Here is a 17,756-nt window from a genome sequence, read left to right on the forward strand (position 1 = left end):
GAGTGCTCCTGCGATCAACGGCTAATATAAAGTAGTCTGTCAGATAAATAAAAAAGCTCCCTCCGAAGTGGAGGGAGCTTTTTTTTAAACGCAGAGGGACGCAGAGTAAACGCAAGGGAACGCGGAGTTTTTTTACAGAGAATTTGCGATGAATTGATGAAACACTCTATCAACGCATACGATTAATCTATCTGTGTCAATCGGTGTTCATCTGTGTGCATCTGTGTTCGATTTCAACCCAAATATAAAATTACTGGGTCTTATTTCCATCTAACGCAATGCTCAGGCGCTACATTAGCAGGGAAACAAGACCCAGTATAAAGTTGATGTATTTACTCTAAGCGATCGCAGTAGGGATTTTAGCGTCTACTACGATTTGGTACTAAGTTGAGGTAATCAAGCTCAGCCGCACGAATGTTTTGAGCGTAGTTGCCCTTAGCATTAATTGAGGCTGCCATATCGGCGTACTTCCGTGGATCACCTTCTGCCAGGCGCCGTTCTTGGAACTTGCGGCTGTAGAATTTCTCTAGGGTAAAGCGCCAATCTGTGGTAACAGTACCAGCACTTTCTTGGAAATCTTCGCCGTAGCGAGGTGTTACCAAGTTGTGGGGACGATCTACCAAACGCTTACGCTGGTAGGGTACGGTGTTATCACCAAATGCCTCGGTGTACTCATCACTGTCTAGTAAGGCATCAACGAAACCGTCAAAACCTTTGGTGGCGATGACAATAGACCAAGCAATTTCTTCTTCTTTGTTGTAAGCAGAACGACCTAAAAAGCGCTTGAGGCAGATGTCTACAAGACGGTAGTTATTGTTAACTGAAACAACCAAGCGGTAGAAAGCTTCAGACTTTGCCAAACCACGAATGAAGTCGCGTACAGTCAATGAGCCATTTTTCAGTTGAGATTCGATGTGCTTTTGGCGGTTGAACTTGAGAATCTCGTGTTCGCTGAAAACTTGGCGATAAGCTGCCCAAATGATGTCTTGCATGTCAGAAAAAGAACTGACATCTTCTAGGCGGTAAATATACGGTGTATCTTCGTTTAGGTCAGCCTTGCCAAAGCTTTTGACTCGATGATTTTGGCTGCTGGGTTTGTATTCAAGTAATGGCAGTGCCATTTGCGATTTTCCCCTTTAATTATTAACAGATTAAACAGAGCTTGCTCTTGAAAACTGAATGAGGTTTGATTTATTGAATCAATCCTCTTTCATTTTTTAGTTAAGTTTCTGCATTTTGTTAAAAAGCAGAACTGTTTACAAACCAGTTTAGTATGAGCAAGAAAGCGATTATTCCAGACAGGCCGATAATTACGGCTGATATTGTCCTCCAATCCACTTGCTTGGGATATGGCGATGGAGCCAAAAACCCATACCATTCAGTATGATGTATCCAACTGGTCTGAACAATACCCGCGCGATCGCGATAATCTTCACCGTAACGCGGGGTAAAGCTGAATGGTCTATCTGTTGACATTCGTTTGCGTTGATAGGGTACGGTATAATCACCAAAAGCCTCTGTGTACTCTTCACTATCAATTAACGCATCTACGAATCCTGACCAACCGCGAGTAGCGATTTGAATAGACCAAGCAATTTCTTCTTCTTGATTGTATGGAGCGCGACCCAACAATCGCTTTAAACAGATTTCTACCAGCCTATAGTTATTATTAGCTGCAACTACTAGCTGATAAAATCGTCCAGATTTTGCCAAACCACGAATAAAATCACGTACCGTGATGGAGCGATTTTTCAGTTGTGTTTCTAAAGCAATCTGACGATTAAATTGTAGGATTTCCTGTTCGTTAAAGACTTGACGATAGGCTGCCCAAATCAGTTTTGCTATTTCACCACTGGAATTTGTGTCTTCGAGACGGTAGATATAAGGACTGTCTTCATTTAAATCCGCCGTTCCAAAACTACAAACTCGTTGATTTTGACTAGTGGGTTTGTATGTATGTATAGGTAGTGCCATATTTCCATTCACCTTTTACATAACTTGCCACATAAGAAGGTTGTGAGATTTACACTTTAGAAAATTTCCAAAAGCAAATCTTGCAACCTTCTAAACTGTGTGAAACAATGACTGGATTTAGCAGACCCACTCTTAATTTTTTGTTGTTAGTTATTTGTTGTTAGTTATTTGTTACAAGCAACAATCAACAACCAACCACCAACACAGTTTACTAACTACTTTACTTTAGCTTAACGCACAGGAAAACTTGCACTAGGGCTGATAGAAATAGGGATACCTTGCGGTTTTTCCTTCTTTGTTGTATCGGGTATTTGAATGTTGGCGGTGCTAACTGGTGTGTAAGAAACTGTTTTGATCTCAATAGACTTCGCCATATCCAAGAAGTTATTAATATCACCCCATTTATAGCGCTCAGTTTCTTGTTTATCACGCCAGTAATCACCGTAACGAGGTGTTACCAAATTAAATGGTCTGTCTTTAAAACGACGGCGTTGGTAGGGAACAGTGTTATCACCAAAATTGATTTGATACTCTTCAGAGTCTACTAAAGCATCAACAAAACCGCTAAAACCTTTGGTGGCAATTTTAATTGACCAAGCTATTTCTTCGTCTTTGTTGTAGGGCGCACGACCTAAAATCCGTTTGAGAGTAATTTCTACAATACGGTAGTTAGAGTTTGTCTCTACTACTAGACGACGATAAGCTTCTGATTTGGCCAAACCCCGGATGAAGTCACGTACGGTAATTGCCCGATTCTTCAACTGGGATTCTAAATTTTTTTGGCGGTGAAATTTGAGATTTTCGTGTTCGCTAAATATTTGCCGATAGCCAGCCCAAATTAATTCTTTGATTTCGCTTTCGGTGGGAGAATCTTCTAGACGATAAATTCTGGGAGTATCTTCGTTTGGGACTTCGTAACCAGGAACACGCTGGTTTTGAGAACTGGGTTTGTATTGGAGTAGTGGTATTGACATTGTTAATATTTGTCCTTTGTTATGTTAGTTGTTGGTCGTTGGTTGTTGGTTGTTGGTTGTCAAAAAGTATTGCAAACCACTAACAACTAACCACTAACTATGAACTAATTAAGTTGTTTTGTTACCAGGAATGTAACGATAAGGTAAAGCAACTTGTGCAGGTTTTACGGTTGGAGGCGGGGTAGTAGATTCGCGGCTGGTATCGGGAATCTGTACACTAGAGGCAATATTTCTCGCGCGATCGCTTGAGCGTTGATATTCTGCCCCACCTGGTGTGACACTAGCAGCCATTGACAGGAAGTTGGCTGGAATGGCTTGACGAACTCCTCGTTGCACAGCTTGTCCTGAGCGAACGACTTGATAGAAGGAACGTCCGCCGAGATACTGCTCTATTAAGCGACCACGCCAGTAATCGTTATAACGGGGGTTAACTAAGTTAAAGGGTCTGTCTTTGAAGCGGCGGCGTTGGAAGGGTACGATGTCATCACCAAAGTTTTGACGATACTCTTCAGAATCTACAATGGCGTCGACAAAACCATGCAATCCTTTGGTGGCAATGACAATTGACCAAGAAATTTGCTCGTCTTTACCGTAGGTAGCCCGTCCCAAAAACCGCTTGAAGCTGATGTCTACTAAACGATAATTAGAATTGGTTTCTGCTACTTCATCACGATAAACATCGGATTTACCCAATCCCCGAATAAAATCTCGGACGTTAATAGCCCGATTTCTTAACTGTGATTCTAGGAAGGGTTGACGATATTTTTCTAAAATTAGGTGTTCGCTAAATATTTGCCGATAGGCTGCCCAGATAATGGCATCAATATCAGCATCGGAGGTAGCGTTTGCTAACCGATAGATAGTAGGTGTGTCTTCGCCGGGTACTTCGTAGCCGTCTACACGCTGATTTTGGGTAGTTGGAGTAAATTCAAGTAATGGTATCGGCATCTTGAAATTGTTACCTTGTTTTAGGGTTGCGCAGAGACTGGTTAATGGTTGTTTGTTGTTTGTTGTTTGTTATTAACAATTAACAATCAACTACGAACTAACAACTAACCAATACTTGTTTTTGAGCTAACTGCACGCGAGCTCGAAGTGAGTGTTCGGCATCAGTAGCTAAGATTTGTGCAAATTTTGCTAAGATTTGCTGTTGCAATTCGGGTATTTTTGCTAGACTTTGCAAACCAACAACAGCGGCATAACGAATTGACCAGTCTGGGTCTTGAGAAATAAACATTAGGGTTTCCAATGCTTTTGCTTGCGCTTGTTGACGTTCTGGGTTATCCAACTTGTGAAAACGCAAGTTTCCCAAGCCTTTGGCTGCGGCGCGACGAACGCTAGGAGCAAAATCGCTAGCAGCTGATGCTAACAACACATCTAGGGCGCGGGGATCTGCGATCGCTGCTAAAGCACGAATTGAATAAGCCCGTGCGCCATAGTTGTAGTCGTCAATTTGCTCTAGCAAATGCGGTACTGCTACTTCTCCTAACTGAGTTAATCCAGTTACTGCTGCTACTGCTGCGGCTGGATTGTTATAACCAAACACGGCAATTAATGTGGGAATTGCCGCTTCATCTTGCGCTGCTGCTAATTTTTGTACTGCCGCTACCATTCGCGCTGGCGAGTCTGCCTCTGCTACGGCACGAATTAATTGTTGGGTGTTAGTCATTGGTCAAGAGTTAGTAGTTAGTAGTTAGTAGTTAGTAGTAGTTCTTTGACCAATAACCACTAACCCTTCGGGTTCGTCAGTCGCTCATGGGGGACTCACCGGCCCCCACGACCGACAGGGAGGAGCCAGTGCGGTGGACGGGTTTCCCGGCATAAAGCACCTGGCGTTGGGGATTGGGGGCTAGGGGCCCCCTTTGGGGTTGGGGGAGGGACCCCCCTTGGGGCGCGCTGACTCACCACTAACTACTAACCAATCACTACAAAAGTGAATCCATCAAGTTCATTACCCGAATAGCATCCTCAGAAAGAGAGGAAACATCTAACTCCTGTTGAAGTTGATGTTCCAGTAAACCTTTGAGGGCTATCAGTTTGAAGCTATTTTCGACTTTGGCGTTCGCGATCGCATCTGCTGCTGGTAAATAACCTATGGCACCCAAATCTCCTAAGGCAACGCGTCGCAATTTCAAGTCGTTGCTGTCCAAAACTTGCACTAAACGCTCTCCATATTTGGCGTCTTGCGTCAGCTGGTACATTGCTCTTGCTGCTGCACACTGCACTCGTGGTACTGGATGCTCAAGGAAAGGTTCTATTAGGGAAATAGCCTCAGTTGCACCAATTGCTCCCAAGGCTTCTAATACTGCTTCATAGGGCTGGGTCAAGTGGGGACGTCCTGGCACTGGCACTGCTGCTGCTACTCCACCATTGAGTAATTGCATCAGCGCTGGGGCAGCAGCTATGCCTTTTAGTGTTGCTAAGGATTGGGCAGCGGCTTCGCGCACATAAAAATCAGAGCATTCCAAGGACTTAATTAAGCTTGGCACAGCTCGCATGTCGCCCAATTTTCCTAATGCTCTTGCAGCATTACGGCGTAGAGGATAGCCTCCCATTTCTGTTCTGTCGGCTTCATCCTCTAATGCCACGATCAGAGCATCTACAACAGCTTGCTCCTGGACGCGGTTTTTACCTAGCCACCAAGCGGCATAATAGCGGAGACTTAAATCTGAAGATTGCAGGTTAGCGATCGCTTGCTCTTTTGTTAAGGGCGGAGCGTTTTCGGCAGAATATTCTTCTGCACTTGGTTCAATCATTGCCAAAGCGTTAGTTTGCTTCCGCTGTCGTTAAAGGCTCGATTTTAACGATTCTGCCGCCCATACGAGTGATCCGCTGCATTTCTTCATTCATGCGGTTGTATGGCACAGTCATGAATACGCTGCCGCTGTTGCGGATGTTGTAGTTATTTTTGTCGTTTTCTTCGTTTTGCCGCAAGCCTACGACTTCATAACGAAACATCCGGCTGTTTGCACTAGAAATGCCATTAGCACCAACTGTGGTTTGACCGAACATTTTTGTTAACCTCTCCTGTAAAATTAGCTTTTGGGCAATTGTTAAGGAGTTAGGAGCTAGGAGTTAAGAATTAGGAGTTAAGAATTAGGAGTTTTGAAGTTTATATTTTCTTCAACCCATAACTCATAACTCATGACTCATAATTCTTAACCCATAGCTCCTCACTACTAACTTTTATACGGGTGTTCGTGCTGCCTCTCCCTATAGGGGAATGGCGTTGAGAGAGAAGTACTTGGTATCAAATCGATAAATTACCACCTAAATGCTTCGCTCGTACGATTATGCTGGGGTGACACTAACGATTTTGCCGCCTTGACGGACAATTTGCTGAATTTTGTCCGAAAGACGCTCGTAAGGTACAACCACGGCGTAGCTACTACGACGTACGCTGGGGAAGCCGGGATTGCGCTGTCCGGTAACTTCGATGCGATAAACGCGATCGCTTTCTCCTACAGCATTTCCCATGTTTTTTCTGGGTGTGACATCCGCGCTTGCACGGTATCCCCAGTTAGCATTGCTACCAGAAGGCCCGACGATTGAGGAAGTGCTATTGGTTGCTAGTTCACGGGCAAGACGAGTTTTAGTGCCTTCTACTTGGGCGCGATCGCTATTGGCATAACCCCGGTACAAACGGAACATCCGGGTAAACCCAGCTGTTTTTTGTCCGGTTTGAATCTCAAAACCGCGATAGTAGGGGACAATATTGTCGCCGAAGTTATTCAGATATTCAATTGAATCTATGTAGGAGTCGATTTCAGTATCGTACCCTTGATTTTGGTACAAGTCTAAGTGGAAAATCACCTCAGACTCATCGTAGGGAGCGCGGCCCAATAAATGCTTGTAGTTGAGTTCGATAAACCGGGTTTGGAAGCTGTTGTAGAAAAATTTCTTCTTGTAGAGTTCTGACTTGGCAACGCTACGCACGAACTCCCGCACTGTCAGGTTCCCATCCCGCAGGAGTGATTCTGCACTCTTCAAGCGTTCTGATGCCATGATGTAGTCATTACCCAACACTTGCCGATATACGGCTCGAATTACTGCTTCTACCTCATCTCTGCTTGCATTGGGGCGTAACTCAACTTTAGCTGCGCTTGTGCTACTAAAGGCTTCTGTTCCTAGCCTGGATGCTGCTGCTGTAATCGGCATGTTTATTTCCCCCTATTTATTTACACGCTTAACTTTTGCGTGTCTGAATAAATATTTTTTTATCAATCCCCAGATAAAACTATGCCCGGAGCTAGATCCAACTGCTTGGTGATTCCATACAGCTGCATCCCTCTCCGGGCATTACGCTATCTAGCTAAGAGCGTTGATTGCGTAATCAATGTAGGTGTTGGCTTCGTTAGCAGCTTGACCACTCAAACCGTGGTTAGCTTTGATGTACTTCAGAGCTTCTACATACCAGCTGGGAGACAATTCAAAAGCGCTGTTGATTTCATCCAAACCAGCAATTAGGTATTCATCCATTGGACCAGTACCACCAGCAACTAGGCAGTAGGTTACCATGCGTAGGTAGTGACCGATGTCACGAGCGCACTTGGATTTACCACGAGAATCAGCAGCGTACTGAGGACCACTCATTTGGGTGGTGTAGGGGAACTTTTGGTATACAGCTTGAGCTGCACCATCAATCAAGCGCTGAGCGTTGGAGGTCAAAGCACGAGCAGCTTCCATGCTAGCGGTAGCACGCTCTAAACGACCACGAACAGCCTGAAGTTCGGTGTTGCTCAGAAAACGTCCTTGGGTATCAGCAGCTGCGATTGCTTCGGTAATGGGTGTTTTCATGATGTTAAATCTCCTTAACGTTTCGTAATTTTTTTGCCTGAATACCTAGCTTTTTGGTTCTGGGCTTTTTTTATGTTTATTACGCAACAGCAGCAGCAGCGCGATCAAAGTAGCTAGCTACTTCAGACATTAACTGACTGCAATCACCCTTGGTGATACCGTTGGGGTCGTTAGCAATGTTGATCGCAGCTTCTTTCATTTTCTGAACACCAACTGCTACAGAAGAACCGGGAGTTCCCAGAGCTTGGTAGGTTTCGCGCAAGCCATTTAAGCAACGATCGTCAAGAACGCTTGCGTCACCTGCGAGGATAGCGTAGGTAACATAGCGCAAGATGATTTCCATATCGCGGAGGCAAGCAGCCATACGACGGTTGGTGTAAGCGTTTCCACCAGGAGAAATCAATTGAGGTTGCTCTTCAAACAAAGCACGAGCAGCGTTGGTAACGATGGTGGAAGCATTGCTGGTGATGCGGTTGACTACATCCAGGCGCTTGTTGCCGTCCTTAACTAAGTTGCTCAGACCATCGAGTTGTTCGCTGCTGAGAAATTCGCCTCTGGAGTCAGCTTGAGAAACCACCTTGGCAAATGCGTCTAACATGGAAGATTCTCCTAATTCCTTAGTTGAGTGCTGTCTTGATTAAAACTGGAATTGTTTTATCAATTTGGATTGGTCTATAACAGACGTTAAACAAGAGCGTTTCTCTTTTGCTCTTCACTTTTCTGCTCTGCAAACAGAATCAGAAAAATGAGAAACTGGGGTGATTTTATGAGAAACTGGCAAACTTTACGAATTGATTGCCATCTTTAACTTTTGCCTGTTAATTAACCCCTCCAGCTTATGTTTATACAACGCTACAGGGGCATTATTTGTTACAAATTATGAATAAATGAGATATACCAATAAGAAAAGCCTCAAAACCTTTACATGCAAGGACTTTAACTGAGAAATAGTGCTTTTTTTTTAACACTACTTCACAAAACAGCAAGATAAGACGCAACTTTTCTTTGCTTAGATTTTCTTAATTTTTGCTCAATATCTATACAAAACAACCTATTCAAGTTCTACATGACTTTGATAGACATAGTCTGTATGTTAAGACTTTTTAACAAAAAAATTCTAAATGTTGCCATTAATTGCAGAAATTTGTCACCACAGATGGAGAAGTGGGATTGATTGAGTTTTGAAAGCAAAACAAGCAGGAGGAGAGGAAGGGGTGGCAAAAAATTAATTCCTCTCATCCTGCTGATTTATATATTTCCAGTCTGTAGTTAATCTGGCAGATTTTTTGTTGCAGCCATTGTAATGCGCGATCGCACTACTTTGTCTGCTTCTTGATTTAGTGACGCCTGTAAGGCAGCATAAGCTGCTGGTGTGGCAATTTCTTGTAGAGAAACCGCAGCAGCGTAACGTAGTCCCCAATCTTCTGGAGTTAGTAAAGCCCAAGTTAGTTTTTCGACAGCATAGCGGATGACTTCTGGTTGTTCAGCAGTCCTCCCTATCTTTCCTAGTCCGCGTGCGGCAATCCGACGGACATTTCCTTGACAGTGGTTAGCTACTTCTGTGCCAACAACTTCTGCTAATAAATCAACTGCTCGCTTGTCACCAATTAGTGCTAAAGCTTGAATAATGTGAGCCTGCACGCCCTGATCAGGAGAATTACGGAAAGCAAAAATCAGTGGTTCTACGCTTGCAGGTGCTAGCTTTACTAAAGCTTCAACTGCCGCTTTACCTACAGAAGGGTGATGATGGCTAAAAGCTTGAATTAAAGCTGAAATCGCCTCAGGTTCCGTAATTTTGCTAGCCGATAGAGCAGCAATTGCAGATATCGCATCAGTTGGTAGCGGGGCATTATTTAATTGCGAAATTAGTTGCTCGGTATTTACATTCTGTGTATTCATGATTGTTAAAGATTGCAGACATAAAATAAATTGTTGATTGTTAATAGTTGGTTGTTGTTTGGAATCACCAATCAACAACCAACTAACAACCAACAACTTCTAACTCAAAGCTGAATTAACAAATCATCAATTGCCTGAAAAATTAACTGAGTTGTTTCCTGATCAGCTCGTTCGTTATCTAATAAGGCTTCCAAAATGCGTTTCAAATTTAATAACTTTAAACTGTTAGGAACCCGAGCAGCTAAAATCGCATTTATTGCTTGACGATGACCAACGGCTCCCAAATCAAATATGGCTGCCCAGCGCAAATACATATTGTCATGATTCAAATTATTAATAATACGTTCTATGTACTGGGGTTCTTGGGTTAAAATAAACAAATACCGTGCCGCAGCACATTGTACTCGCTCGGAAGTGTGATTGAGAAAGGGTTCTATTTGGGGACGAGCAGACCATACTTGTAAAGTCGCTAGCGCTTCTATCAAGGCTTCTAGTGGTTGCTGTTGATGAGATTGTAGCAGTTTCAGCAACGGCTCAACAGCCCGCTGGTCGCCAATCGCTGCTAAAGCTTGAATAACTGCTTCCCGCAGGTGCAGATCATCATCACATGCAAGTGCAGCAATTAACGCTGGTACTGCTTGTGGATTCTTTAATTGTCCTAAAGCACGTGCAGCTTGACGACGTAGGGGATAGCCTCCTGATGGAATGCGATAGCGCTCATCAAACAGGGCTTCACACAATGCTGTACAACCTGCTTGCACTTGATGTTTTCCCAACCACCAAGCAGCGTAATAACGAATTTGATTATCTTCGCTCTTTAGTGCTGCGATCGCTGCTTCTTTTGAAAGAATGGGTTCGGCAGAATATGCAGCAGTCATAAGCAAGTCAAAAGTTAAAAGTGACAGATGTGGGGAGGTGGAGAGGTGGGGAGGTAGGGAGGTGGGGAGGTAGGAAGAAATATATTTATCCCCCCATCTCCCCATCACCCTATCCCCCCATCTTCTACGAGGCTGGGGTAATCTTGACTATCTTACCGCCACGCTTGTGAATTTCTTGGTAGGTAGCTGACAGTCGCTCATAGGGTACGGTGTAAACTTGTCTGCTACGACGCACTGCAACTTTCGTGTTCACTCCACCAGCGATCGCTTCGATGATGAACATGCGATTATCTCCCAATACAGGAGAACTAATCAAAGTTGGTGCAATTGATGTAAAGCCAAGGCCTGGAGATGATGGTGGCGAAATCATGTTGGACATGTTCATCGCAATTTTCGAGCGTAAGCGCGAACTTTTACCACCAAATTGAGCGTTGTCGCTGTTACCTCTGCCACGGTAAAGCTCGAAGATACGGTTGTATCCTACCGTCTTCATACCAGGAATCGACTGAAATCCCCGGTAATAAGGAACAACATAATTACCAAAGGCATTGTCATATTCGGAACTGTAAATGTACGATTCTATTTCAGCGTCGTAACCACTAGAAGCATAAAGGTCTGTGTGGTATGCAATTTCTGATTGATCGTAGGGTGCGCGTCCCAACAAATGCTTATAGTTCAATTCAATGAACCGCACTTGGGAGTTTTTGTAAAAGAAACATTCTCTATAAAATTCAGATTTTGCCAGGATTTCCACAAATTGTTTAACGCTGATTTTGCCGTTACGTAGCATTGCTTCAGCGCTGGTAAATCTCTGGCTAGCATACACACCTTGACGACCAAAAATTTGCTCATAGGCAGCTCGAAATACTAGCTGCAATTCATCTTCAGTCCAATTTTGACGCAGCTCTATTTTTTTGCCTATCTCATCTCTAATTGCTAGACGTTCTGCGACTGAAGTAGTCATCTTGACAATCGCTCCATATTTGCGAATTTTTTATTGTTTCTTTTCTCAAATACAACGAATGGCTAATTGCTAATTGCACTCTTGCTAGTTGTTAGTTGTTGGTTGTTAGTTGTTGGTTGTTAGTTGTTCCAGACACCAAACAACTATTAACGATCAACAATTACTAACTACTAACCAGTCTCGATTAGCCATTAGCCATCAAAGAAGGACAAAGGACACTTGCTGTCTAGACTTAGCTCAATGCATTAATTGCATAGTTGATATAGGTGTTGGCTTCACCAGCAACATCACCTGTCAAACCATGATTGTCACGGACAAATTCTAGAGCCGCTACATACCAGCTGGGAGACAAGCCAAGAGCGCTGTTGAATTCTTTTAAGCCTGCAACTACGTATTCATCCAAGGGGCCAGTGCCACCAACTACGCAGCAATAGCTGATAGTACGTAAGTAATGGTCAATATCACGTACGCACTTAGATTTACCTTCTGGGGTAGAAGCGTACTGAGGCCCTTGCATTTGGGTGGTGTAGGGGAATTTTTGATAAACGTGATTGGCTGCTGCTTCTGCCCATTTTTGGCCATTGTTAGCAAATGCTTTAGCTGCTTCTAAGCCAGCGCGAGCGCGGTTAAAACGACCAAATACTGCTTGGAGTTCAGTATTGCTCAGATAAGAACCGCGAACATCAGCAGCGGCGATCGCTTCAGTTAATGGGGTTTTCATGATTTAATTAATCTCCAAAAATTGCTAACTAAAAAACTCAAAAAGTCTTGCCAAAAAATTATGAAAACAAGTTGTACATGCAACTTTTATATTCATATCATTTGCAATTACAAATGACCCAGGCATCATGACAAAGGATACTTACAAAAAGTGCAATCTACAACCAAAAAATTTTTAAGCAACTGCCGAAGCAGCACGGTCAAAATAGCTGGCAACTTCAGACATTAACTGACTGCAATCACCTCTGGTAATCCCATTAGGATCGTTAGCAATATTGAGGGCAGCTTCTTTCATTTTTTGAATTCCAGAAGCTACAGCATCACCAGGAGTACCAAGAGCTTGATAGGTTTCGCGTAAACCATTCAAGCAGCGATCATCCATCACACTGGAATCACCTGCTAGTACAGAGTAGGTAACATAGCGCAGAATAAATCCTAAATCGCGGATACATGCAGCTTGATTGCGATGGTGGAAGCAAGCACCACCAGGATTAAAGACTTGAGGGCGTTCTGCTACCAAAGCACGATAAGCATTAGCAACAATGGAGGAAGCATTGCTGGTGAGTCTATTAACAACGTCTAAGCGCTTGTTGCTATCAGCAACCATTCCTTGCAGAGCGTTGATTTCGTCACCGCTTAAATAAGCACCTTTCTTATCAGCCTGTTCAACTACTCTGGAAAAAGCATCAAGCATTTTTTTCTCCTAGTATTCACAGCAGCAAATTAAAGCCATTAAATCAGCTTGTTTTGGTAGAAGCAATCAGAAATTCAGGACAAATAGGCAATAGTATATTTAGCAAATATTGCACATAGAAAAATCAAATCAACATGATTGATGTGTGCAAATATTTACCACGAAAAACCTTTATTGTCTTGATATTTTTAAATTGCTTTCTCACCTAGTTCGTATTTTATATTTGGCTTGCAGATTTTTTTATGAACTTTATTTAACAAGTGTAAAAATCTAGATTATTTAGTGAAACCTATGAATCGACAGGCATATATACTTATGACTTAAATCCTTACTTTACATTATGAAATTTTTGTTAATCTAACTTCATGTTTTTGTTCCATAGGATTAATAGTAGTAAAAGTTACATTGAATGTTATTTTGGTCTGAAAAAAATAAAGTTTTTCTATCTTTCTTGAAGAAGATGCAATTAAAAAATCTGTATTGTATGTAAAGATTTTATTGATTTTTCATTTCAGCCAAAATACTTAAAATCTAAATCTGGAATTTTCTCAAAAATAGTGGTTAAAATTAAACATCTCGCAAGTTTACTGAAGCTTTGATGAATGATAAATATGTAAAATTATGTAAAGATGAGTAAAGAAGATTCGTAAAGATTTCTCATTTGTAATTTTTATCGGCAGTGGTCACCCGTCTTTTCAAAACTTCTAAGAGAGTCTTGAAGGTTTGAGGAATAGGTGCAGTGACTTCGATCCATTCTTCAGAGACCGGATGCTGTAACCTGAGTCGCCATGCATGGAGTGCTTGTCCCGGTAAATTCACACCCACCGAACGGCCAGAACTATAAACAGGATCGCCGACGATGGGATGACCTATGTGGCTGCTATGGACACGAATTTGATGGGTACGTCCGGTTTCCAATTGAAAGTGCATTAATGTATAGTTGCCCAGACGTTCAAGTATTCGCCAATGGGTAGTTGCATGTCTTCCACCTTTTTCTGGTGAGACAACAGCCATTTTTTTTCGATCTACTGGATGACGACCGATGGGTAAGTCAACTGTACCGTTTTCAGTTTTTGGGACACCGTAGACAACACCTAGATATTCTCGTTGTGCGGTTTTAGCTTTGAGTTGTGCTTGGAGATGCTGATGGGCAAATTCAGTTTTAGCAATTGCGATCGCCCCTGTTGTATCTTTATCTAATCGATGCACAATTCCTGGACGCTGCACACCCCCTATGCCGGGTAAATTGGGACAATGAGCTAAAATGGCGTTAACCAATGTGCCATCGGGATGACCGGGTGCAGGATGGACAACTAAGCCCGCAGGTTTATTGAGAATTAATAGTTGGTCGTCTTCGTAGAGGATGTCTAGGGGAATATCTTCTGCTGCAAGTTCAAGAGGTTCTGCTGGGGGAATTTCTAAGGAAATGCGATCGCCTCGTTTCACAGTAGTCTTTTTAGATGTGCAAACTTTGCCGTTGAGTTGAACTTGACCCTGTTCAATTAACTGTTGGATGCGGGAACGAGATAGGTCTGTTAATTGTTCAGTAAGGTAGCGGTCGAGGCGTTCTCCCTGTTCTTCTACTTGTAAACTAATTTCGGTCACAGTTGTATTAGTCTCATCTCCAGTTTTTGTAGTTTAGCTTGTCTGGAGAATAGCAGAAAGTTTTATTAGCTGGTTGACCGATAACTTGATCATTCTTCTTGTCTCCCTTACGCTTTACACTTTGCTCAATTTTCATAGTGGGGGGTGACAGCAATACTGGTATTGCACCCATTGCCATACTCTAATTTCAAGTTTATTGTTGTTGGATAAGAGAAAATATATGCAGTTATTTTAGATGTGGATAATGTCGAATGGCTGAGTTTCACATCTTACATATTTCTTGGCTAGATTTTGTATAAGAAACTGCTTCTCAAAAGGCGAAGATTTCATGCCCATATTTGAGCTGATTTAGCTCTTGATTTGCTGCGTCGTTATTTTGACTGCGCTGCACTATTACTATATGGACAGTCAAAAAATTGCTAGTAAAAATACACTATTTTTATGATGCTATCCGGATAAACTTTAATTTTTAAATCTAAGTAATAGTTCTTAGTTTTATCTTTATTGATTGAAAACAAAACTTCTATTTGTATCAAAGATACCTAAATCAACTATCCAGCTTTACTCGGTTGATTTGATGACTTGAATAGGAAGCTTGAGTTTGTGATTTTTTCTTTAGTTACTACTGATGCTTGTGAACGCACTAACTTCAGCTTTAGCTTTTTAAGCACCAATAAGCGGTGCAAAAAATTAAAATTAACACAGTCAAGATAATGCCATTTTGGCTAAATAAAATCCTATCAATGGGCTTATAATGCATACATCATTACAATTATTCTAGTATTTCTCTATTTATCAACATGAACTCTCAAGAGTATTTATTTAGTTATAATTGTTAATCGAACAATCTTTTCAATTATATAAATGTATCCGCACAAACAGAATGAGAAAGGATTAGTTGGTAAATAAACTACTAAAATGATGTATCAAATAAATAAAAACCTCTAATGTTAAGTTGTACATTTTTGTACAATTAGGTATCGATATTTGCAACAATAAACCTTGTAGATAAATTTGTTGTTACTTATGACAATAACTTCTATTTCACAATATCTTTACTTCTTAATAGTATTTTTCATGCTTCTTTTATTTTTTTTCTTTAAATTAGAGTAATCTAAAAGTAAGGAAGATCATTTTATTTTTAAACATGGAGTAAATTGTTCGAGTTACACCACGCTCATCGAATTTAATAGTTGTAATTCACTACAGTAGCTACTTATCCAGATCATCAGGGCAAACTTTATTTTCATTAAGACAATACTTTAGAGGGTGTTTTCAAAACATATGCAGAAATTACCTTCTTGGGAGTCAACCACAACTGCATCTTCTACTCCAGCATTAAAATTCATGCAGAATCTGCGGGAAAGGTAAGCAAGTGTACCGTTAAAGGTTTCCTCATTGAGTACAACTGCGTTTAAAGGACAGGGTGCAAGGCATAATTTTTTACCTTACTCCTGTCATCTGTAGCCTTTCTCTATTTCTTGCTAATGCGATCGCAAAATTAGTGACGATGAAATCTCAGTATTGACAAAATGCCCTACACCCGACTCAAAAATGATCAATTTTGGGTTAGTCAATTACGTAAGTCACATTAATTATTAAATTTATGGATTAAATCTTTAACAGCCTGCTTGTATGCTACCTGCTATTCCATTCTGCTCCAAAAACCAACAGCAGAGTCTGTACAAAGCACTAAATAACCTTAATATGGCTCTGTCAGTAAGTTTTGCTATTGCTTTTTGAGACGAATTATCTACTTTACCCATTTTTTATCTTTTTATGTGGGTATATGCACCCACGCCATAAGCTAATGTTAAGTAAGTGCAATATGCAGGCGCTGTTTCATGGCAACAAGTAGAGCCATTTGCATTTGTCAATTTTGAATTTATTTGAGAGCCGTAGCCATGAAGATACTCCCTATTAATAGATACAGGTTTTATCAATCGTTACAGCCGTTATTTCTACTGAAGAAAATAACTAGTAAATCTACTACTGGTTGTTTACAAGTTTTTACTGCTTCTGGTTATTGGTCAATCTACGTAGAGGAGGGTAAATTAGTTTATGCGTGCTGTACAGAAAAAATGTTTGAGTTGCTTTACAAGCACTTGCAGCGTTTAAGCCAAAAAATACCTACTCTCCACAATGGCATCAAAGAGCAATTGCGGGCAATTTTTGAAACTGGGATTGAGAATCAAGCAATACCGAATCCAGACTATCTAGCTATTTGCTGGTTAGTTAATCAGAAATATATTACCCCAGCTCAAGCCGGAATATTGGTGGAACAATTGGCACTAGAAGTTCTAGAGTCGTTTTTATTGTTAAAAGAGGGGAGTTACGAATTTGCTCCTGAAAGCTTTTTGGATGAGATGCCAAAGTTCTGCCATTTAGATGTGCGTTTGCTAGTGGAACGTTGCCAAAAGCGATCGCCTGGCTATGCATCTATCCCTAGTAGTAAATCAGAAAGATCCAGTACTGATGCAGCGCCACCACAACCAGCTTCCTTTGAAAGACGCCATCTCAATCATCAATCAGCTTCGGAATTTGCAGCTAACTCCCCACAACAAACTTCCCAGAGGGCATCTAAGGGGGAAAGTACACCAAATTCTGGACAGCAACAGCATCTGCATGTTGTCCCCCCAACTCAGCAACCCTTGCCCAAACCAAGGTTGAATAATGTCTTACCTCATCCTATTAACACTAACAACACTAATCGTCCACAAATTTCTCAACCAAACGTTGATAAAAAACTCTACACAGTTTTTTGTATTGATGACAGTCCCGCAGTGGTAAAGGCTATTAGTCAATTTTTGGATGATCAAATGTTTTCTGTTGTGGGCATCAACGATCCACTCAAGGCTTTAATGCAAATTATTCGCCTCAAACCAGATTTGATTTTACTAGATATTGAAATGCCAAACTTAGATGGTTATGAATTGTGTTCATTGGTACGGAAACATTCTCATTTTAAAGATACACCTATAATCATGATTACGGGTAGAACAGGTTTTATCGATAAAGCTAGAGCCAAACTTGTGAGGGCATCAGGCTATTTGAGTAAACCTTTTACACAGGCAGACTTACTTAAAGAAGTATTTCAACACATTAAGTAGCTGTAAAAAATTTAAGTTTTAATTGTAGATGCACAGACTCTTGTGTCATCTTCTATTTTCTGCAACATACATATAGTCATTACAAGGAGATAGAAGGCATAAGAAAATAAATTATATTATGCCTGTATTGTTGCTTTTTGC

At 41.4% G+C, this 17,756-nt stretch carries 17 protein-coding genes; 1 reads left to right on the forward strand and 16 read right to left on the reverse strand.

Annotated features, from left to right (window positions below):
- Positions 1-359: 359 nt before the first annotated feature.
- The 16 genes from UYI_RS0111255 to UYI_RS0111330 all read right to left on the reverse strand — a co-directional run bounded on the left by UYI_RS0111255 (position 360) and on the right by UYI_RS0111330 (position 14,505).
- On the reverse strand, positions 360-1,121 hold the full coding sequence (locus tag UYI_RS0111255) for a phycobilisome rod-core linker polypeptide (protein WP_016866766.1): 762 nt from the start codon (positions 1,119-1,121) through the stop codon (positions 360-362).
- Between the two features lie 118 nt (positions 1,122-1,239).
- Positions 1,240-1,974 (reverse strand): phycobilisome rod-core linker polypeptide, encoded by a 735-nt coding sequence (locus UYI_RS0111260; protein WP_016866767.1) that lies wholly within the window; start codon positions 1,972-1,974, stop codon positions 1,240-1,242.
- Between the two features lie 230 nt (positions 1,975-2,204).
- On the reverse strand, positions 2,205-2,948 hold the full coding sequence (locus UYI_RS0111265; RefSeq protein WP_016866768.1) for a phycobilisome rod-core linker polypeptide: 744 nt from the start codon (positions 2,946-2,948) through the stop codon (positions 2,205-2,207).
- Positions 2,949-3,056: 108 nt separating this feature from the next.
- Entirely contained in the window at positions 3,057-3,896 is an 840-nt protein-coding gene (locus UYI_RS0111270; RefSeq protein ID WP_016866769.1) for a phycobilisome rod-core linker polypeptide, read from the reverse strand.
- 97 nt (positions 3,897-3,993) lie between these two features.
- Positions 3,994-4,617: a HEAT repeat domain-containing protein gene (locus tag UYI_RS0111275; protein ID WP_016866770.1), complete on the reverse strand. Its 624-nt coding sequence runs from the start codon at positions 4,615-4,617 to the stop codon at positions 3,994-3,996.
- Positions 4,618-4,873: 256 nt separating this feature from the next.
- Positions 4,874-5,704 carry a HEAT repeat domain-containing protein gene (locus tag UYI_RS0111280; RefSeq protein ID WP_016866771.1) on the reverse strand — a complete coding sequence of 277 codons (831 nt, stop codon included), beginning with the start codon at positions 5,702-5,704 and terminating at the stop codon, positions 4,874-4,876.
- Positions 5,705-5,714: 10 nt separating this feature from the next.
- Entirely contained in the window at positions 5,715-5,960 is a 246-nt protein-coding gene (locus UYI_RS0111285) for a phycobilisome linker polypeptide (protein ID WP_016866772.1), read from the reverse strand.
- 279 nt (positions 5,961-6,239) lie between these two features.
- On the reverse strand, positions 6,240-7,106 hold the full coding sequence (locus UYI_RS0111290; protein ID WP_016866773.1) for a phycobilisome linker polypeptide: 867 nt from the start codon (positions 7,104-7,106) through the stop codon (positions 6,240-6,242).
- Between the two features lie 150 nt (positions 7,107-7,256).
- Complete coding sequence (gene cpcA, locus UYI_RS0111295) at positions 7,257-7,748, reverse strand: phycocyanin subunit alpha (RefSeq protein ID WP_172451495.1); 492 nt, start codon at positions 7,746-7,748, stop codon at positions 7,257-7,259.
- 76 nt (positions 7,749-7,824) lie between these two features.
- Positions 7,825-8,343, reverse strand: coding sequence for a phycocyanin subunit beta (locus tag UYI_RS0111300; protein ID WP_016866774.1), 519 nt, complete (start codon positions 8,341-8,343; stop codon positions 7,825-7,827).
- A 671-nt stretch (positions 8,344-9,014) separates the two neighbouring features.
- Entirely contained in the window at positions 9,015-9,644 is a 630-nt protein-coding gene (locus tag UYI_RS0111305; protein ID WP_026085890.1) for a HEAT repeat domain-containing protein, read from the reverse strand.
- A 104-nt stretch (positions 9,645-9,748) separates the two neighbouring features.
- On the reverse strand, positions 9,749-10,522 hold the full coding sequence (locus UYI_RS0111310) for a HEAT repeat domain-containing protein (protein ID WP_016866776.1): 774 nt from the start codon (positions 10,520-10,522) through the stop codon (positions 9,749-9,751).
- 124 nt (positions 10,523-10,646) lie between these two features.
- The gene (locus tag UYI_RS0111315; protein ID WP_016866777.1) at positions 10,647-11,486 is read right to left on the reverse strand and encodes a phycobilisome linker polypeptide; all 840 of its coding nucleotides are present in this window, start codon (positions 11,484-11,486) and stop codon (positions 10,647-10,649) included.
- A 232-nt stretch (positions 11,487-11,718) separates the two neighbouring features.
- The gene (locus UYI_RS0111320) at positions 11,719-12,210 is read right to left on the reverse strand and encodes a phycocyanin alpha subunit (RefSeq protein WP_197672419.1); all 492 of its coding nucleotides are present in this window, start codon (positions 12,208-12,210) and stop codon (positions 11,719-11,721) included.
- A gap of 171 nt (positions 12,211-12,381) precedes the next feature.
- Positions 12,382-12,900 (reverse strand): phycocyanin/phycoerythrocyanin subunit beta, encoded by a 519-nt coding sequence (locus tag UYI_RS0111325; RefSeq protein ID WP_016866778.1) that lies wholly within the window; start codon positions 12,898-12,900, stop codon positions 12,382-12,384.
- Between the two features lie 657 nt (positions 12,901-13,557).
- Complete coding sequence (locus tag UYI_RS0111330; RefSeq protein ID WP_016866779.1) at positions 13,558-14,505, reverse strand: RluA family pseudouridine synthase; 948 nt, start codon at positions 14,503-14,505, stop codon at positions 13,558-13,560.
- Positions 14,506-16,409: 1,904 nt separating this feature from the next.
- Here UYI_RS0111330 and UYI_RS0111340 point away from each other — a divergent pair.
- Entirely contained in the window at positions 16,410-17,615 is a 1,206-nt protein-coding gene (locus tag UYI_RS0111340; RefSeq protein ID WP_026085891.1) for a response regulator, read from the forward strand.
- The last annotated feature ends 141 nt before the right edge of the window (positions 17,616-17,756 follow it).

This window comes from Fischerella muscicola PCC 7414 (assembly GCF_000317205.1).
In the GTDB taxonomy this organism is placed as follows: Bacteria; Cyanobacteriota; Cyanobacteriia; order Cyanobacteriales; family Nostocaceae; genus Fischerella; species Fischerella muscicola.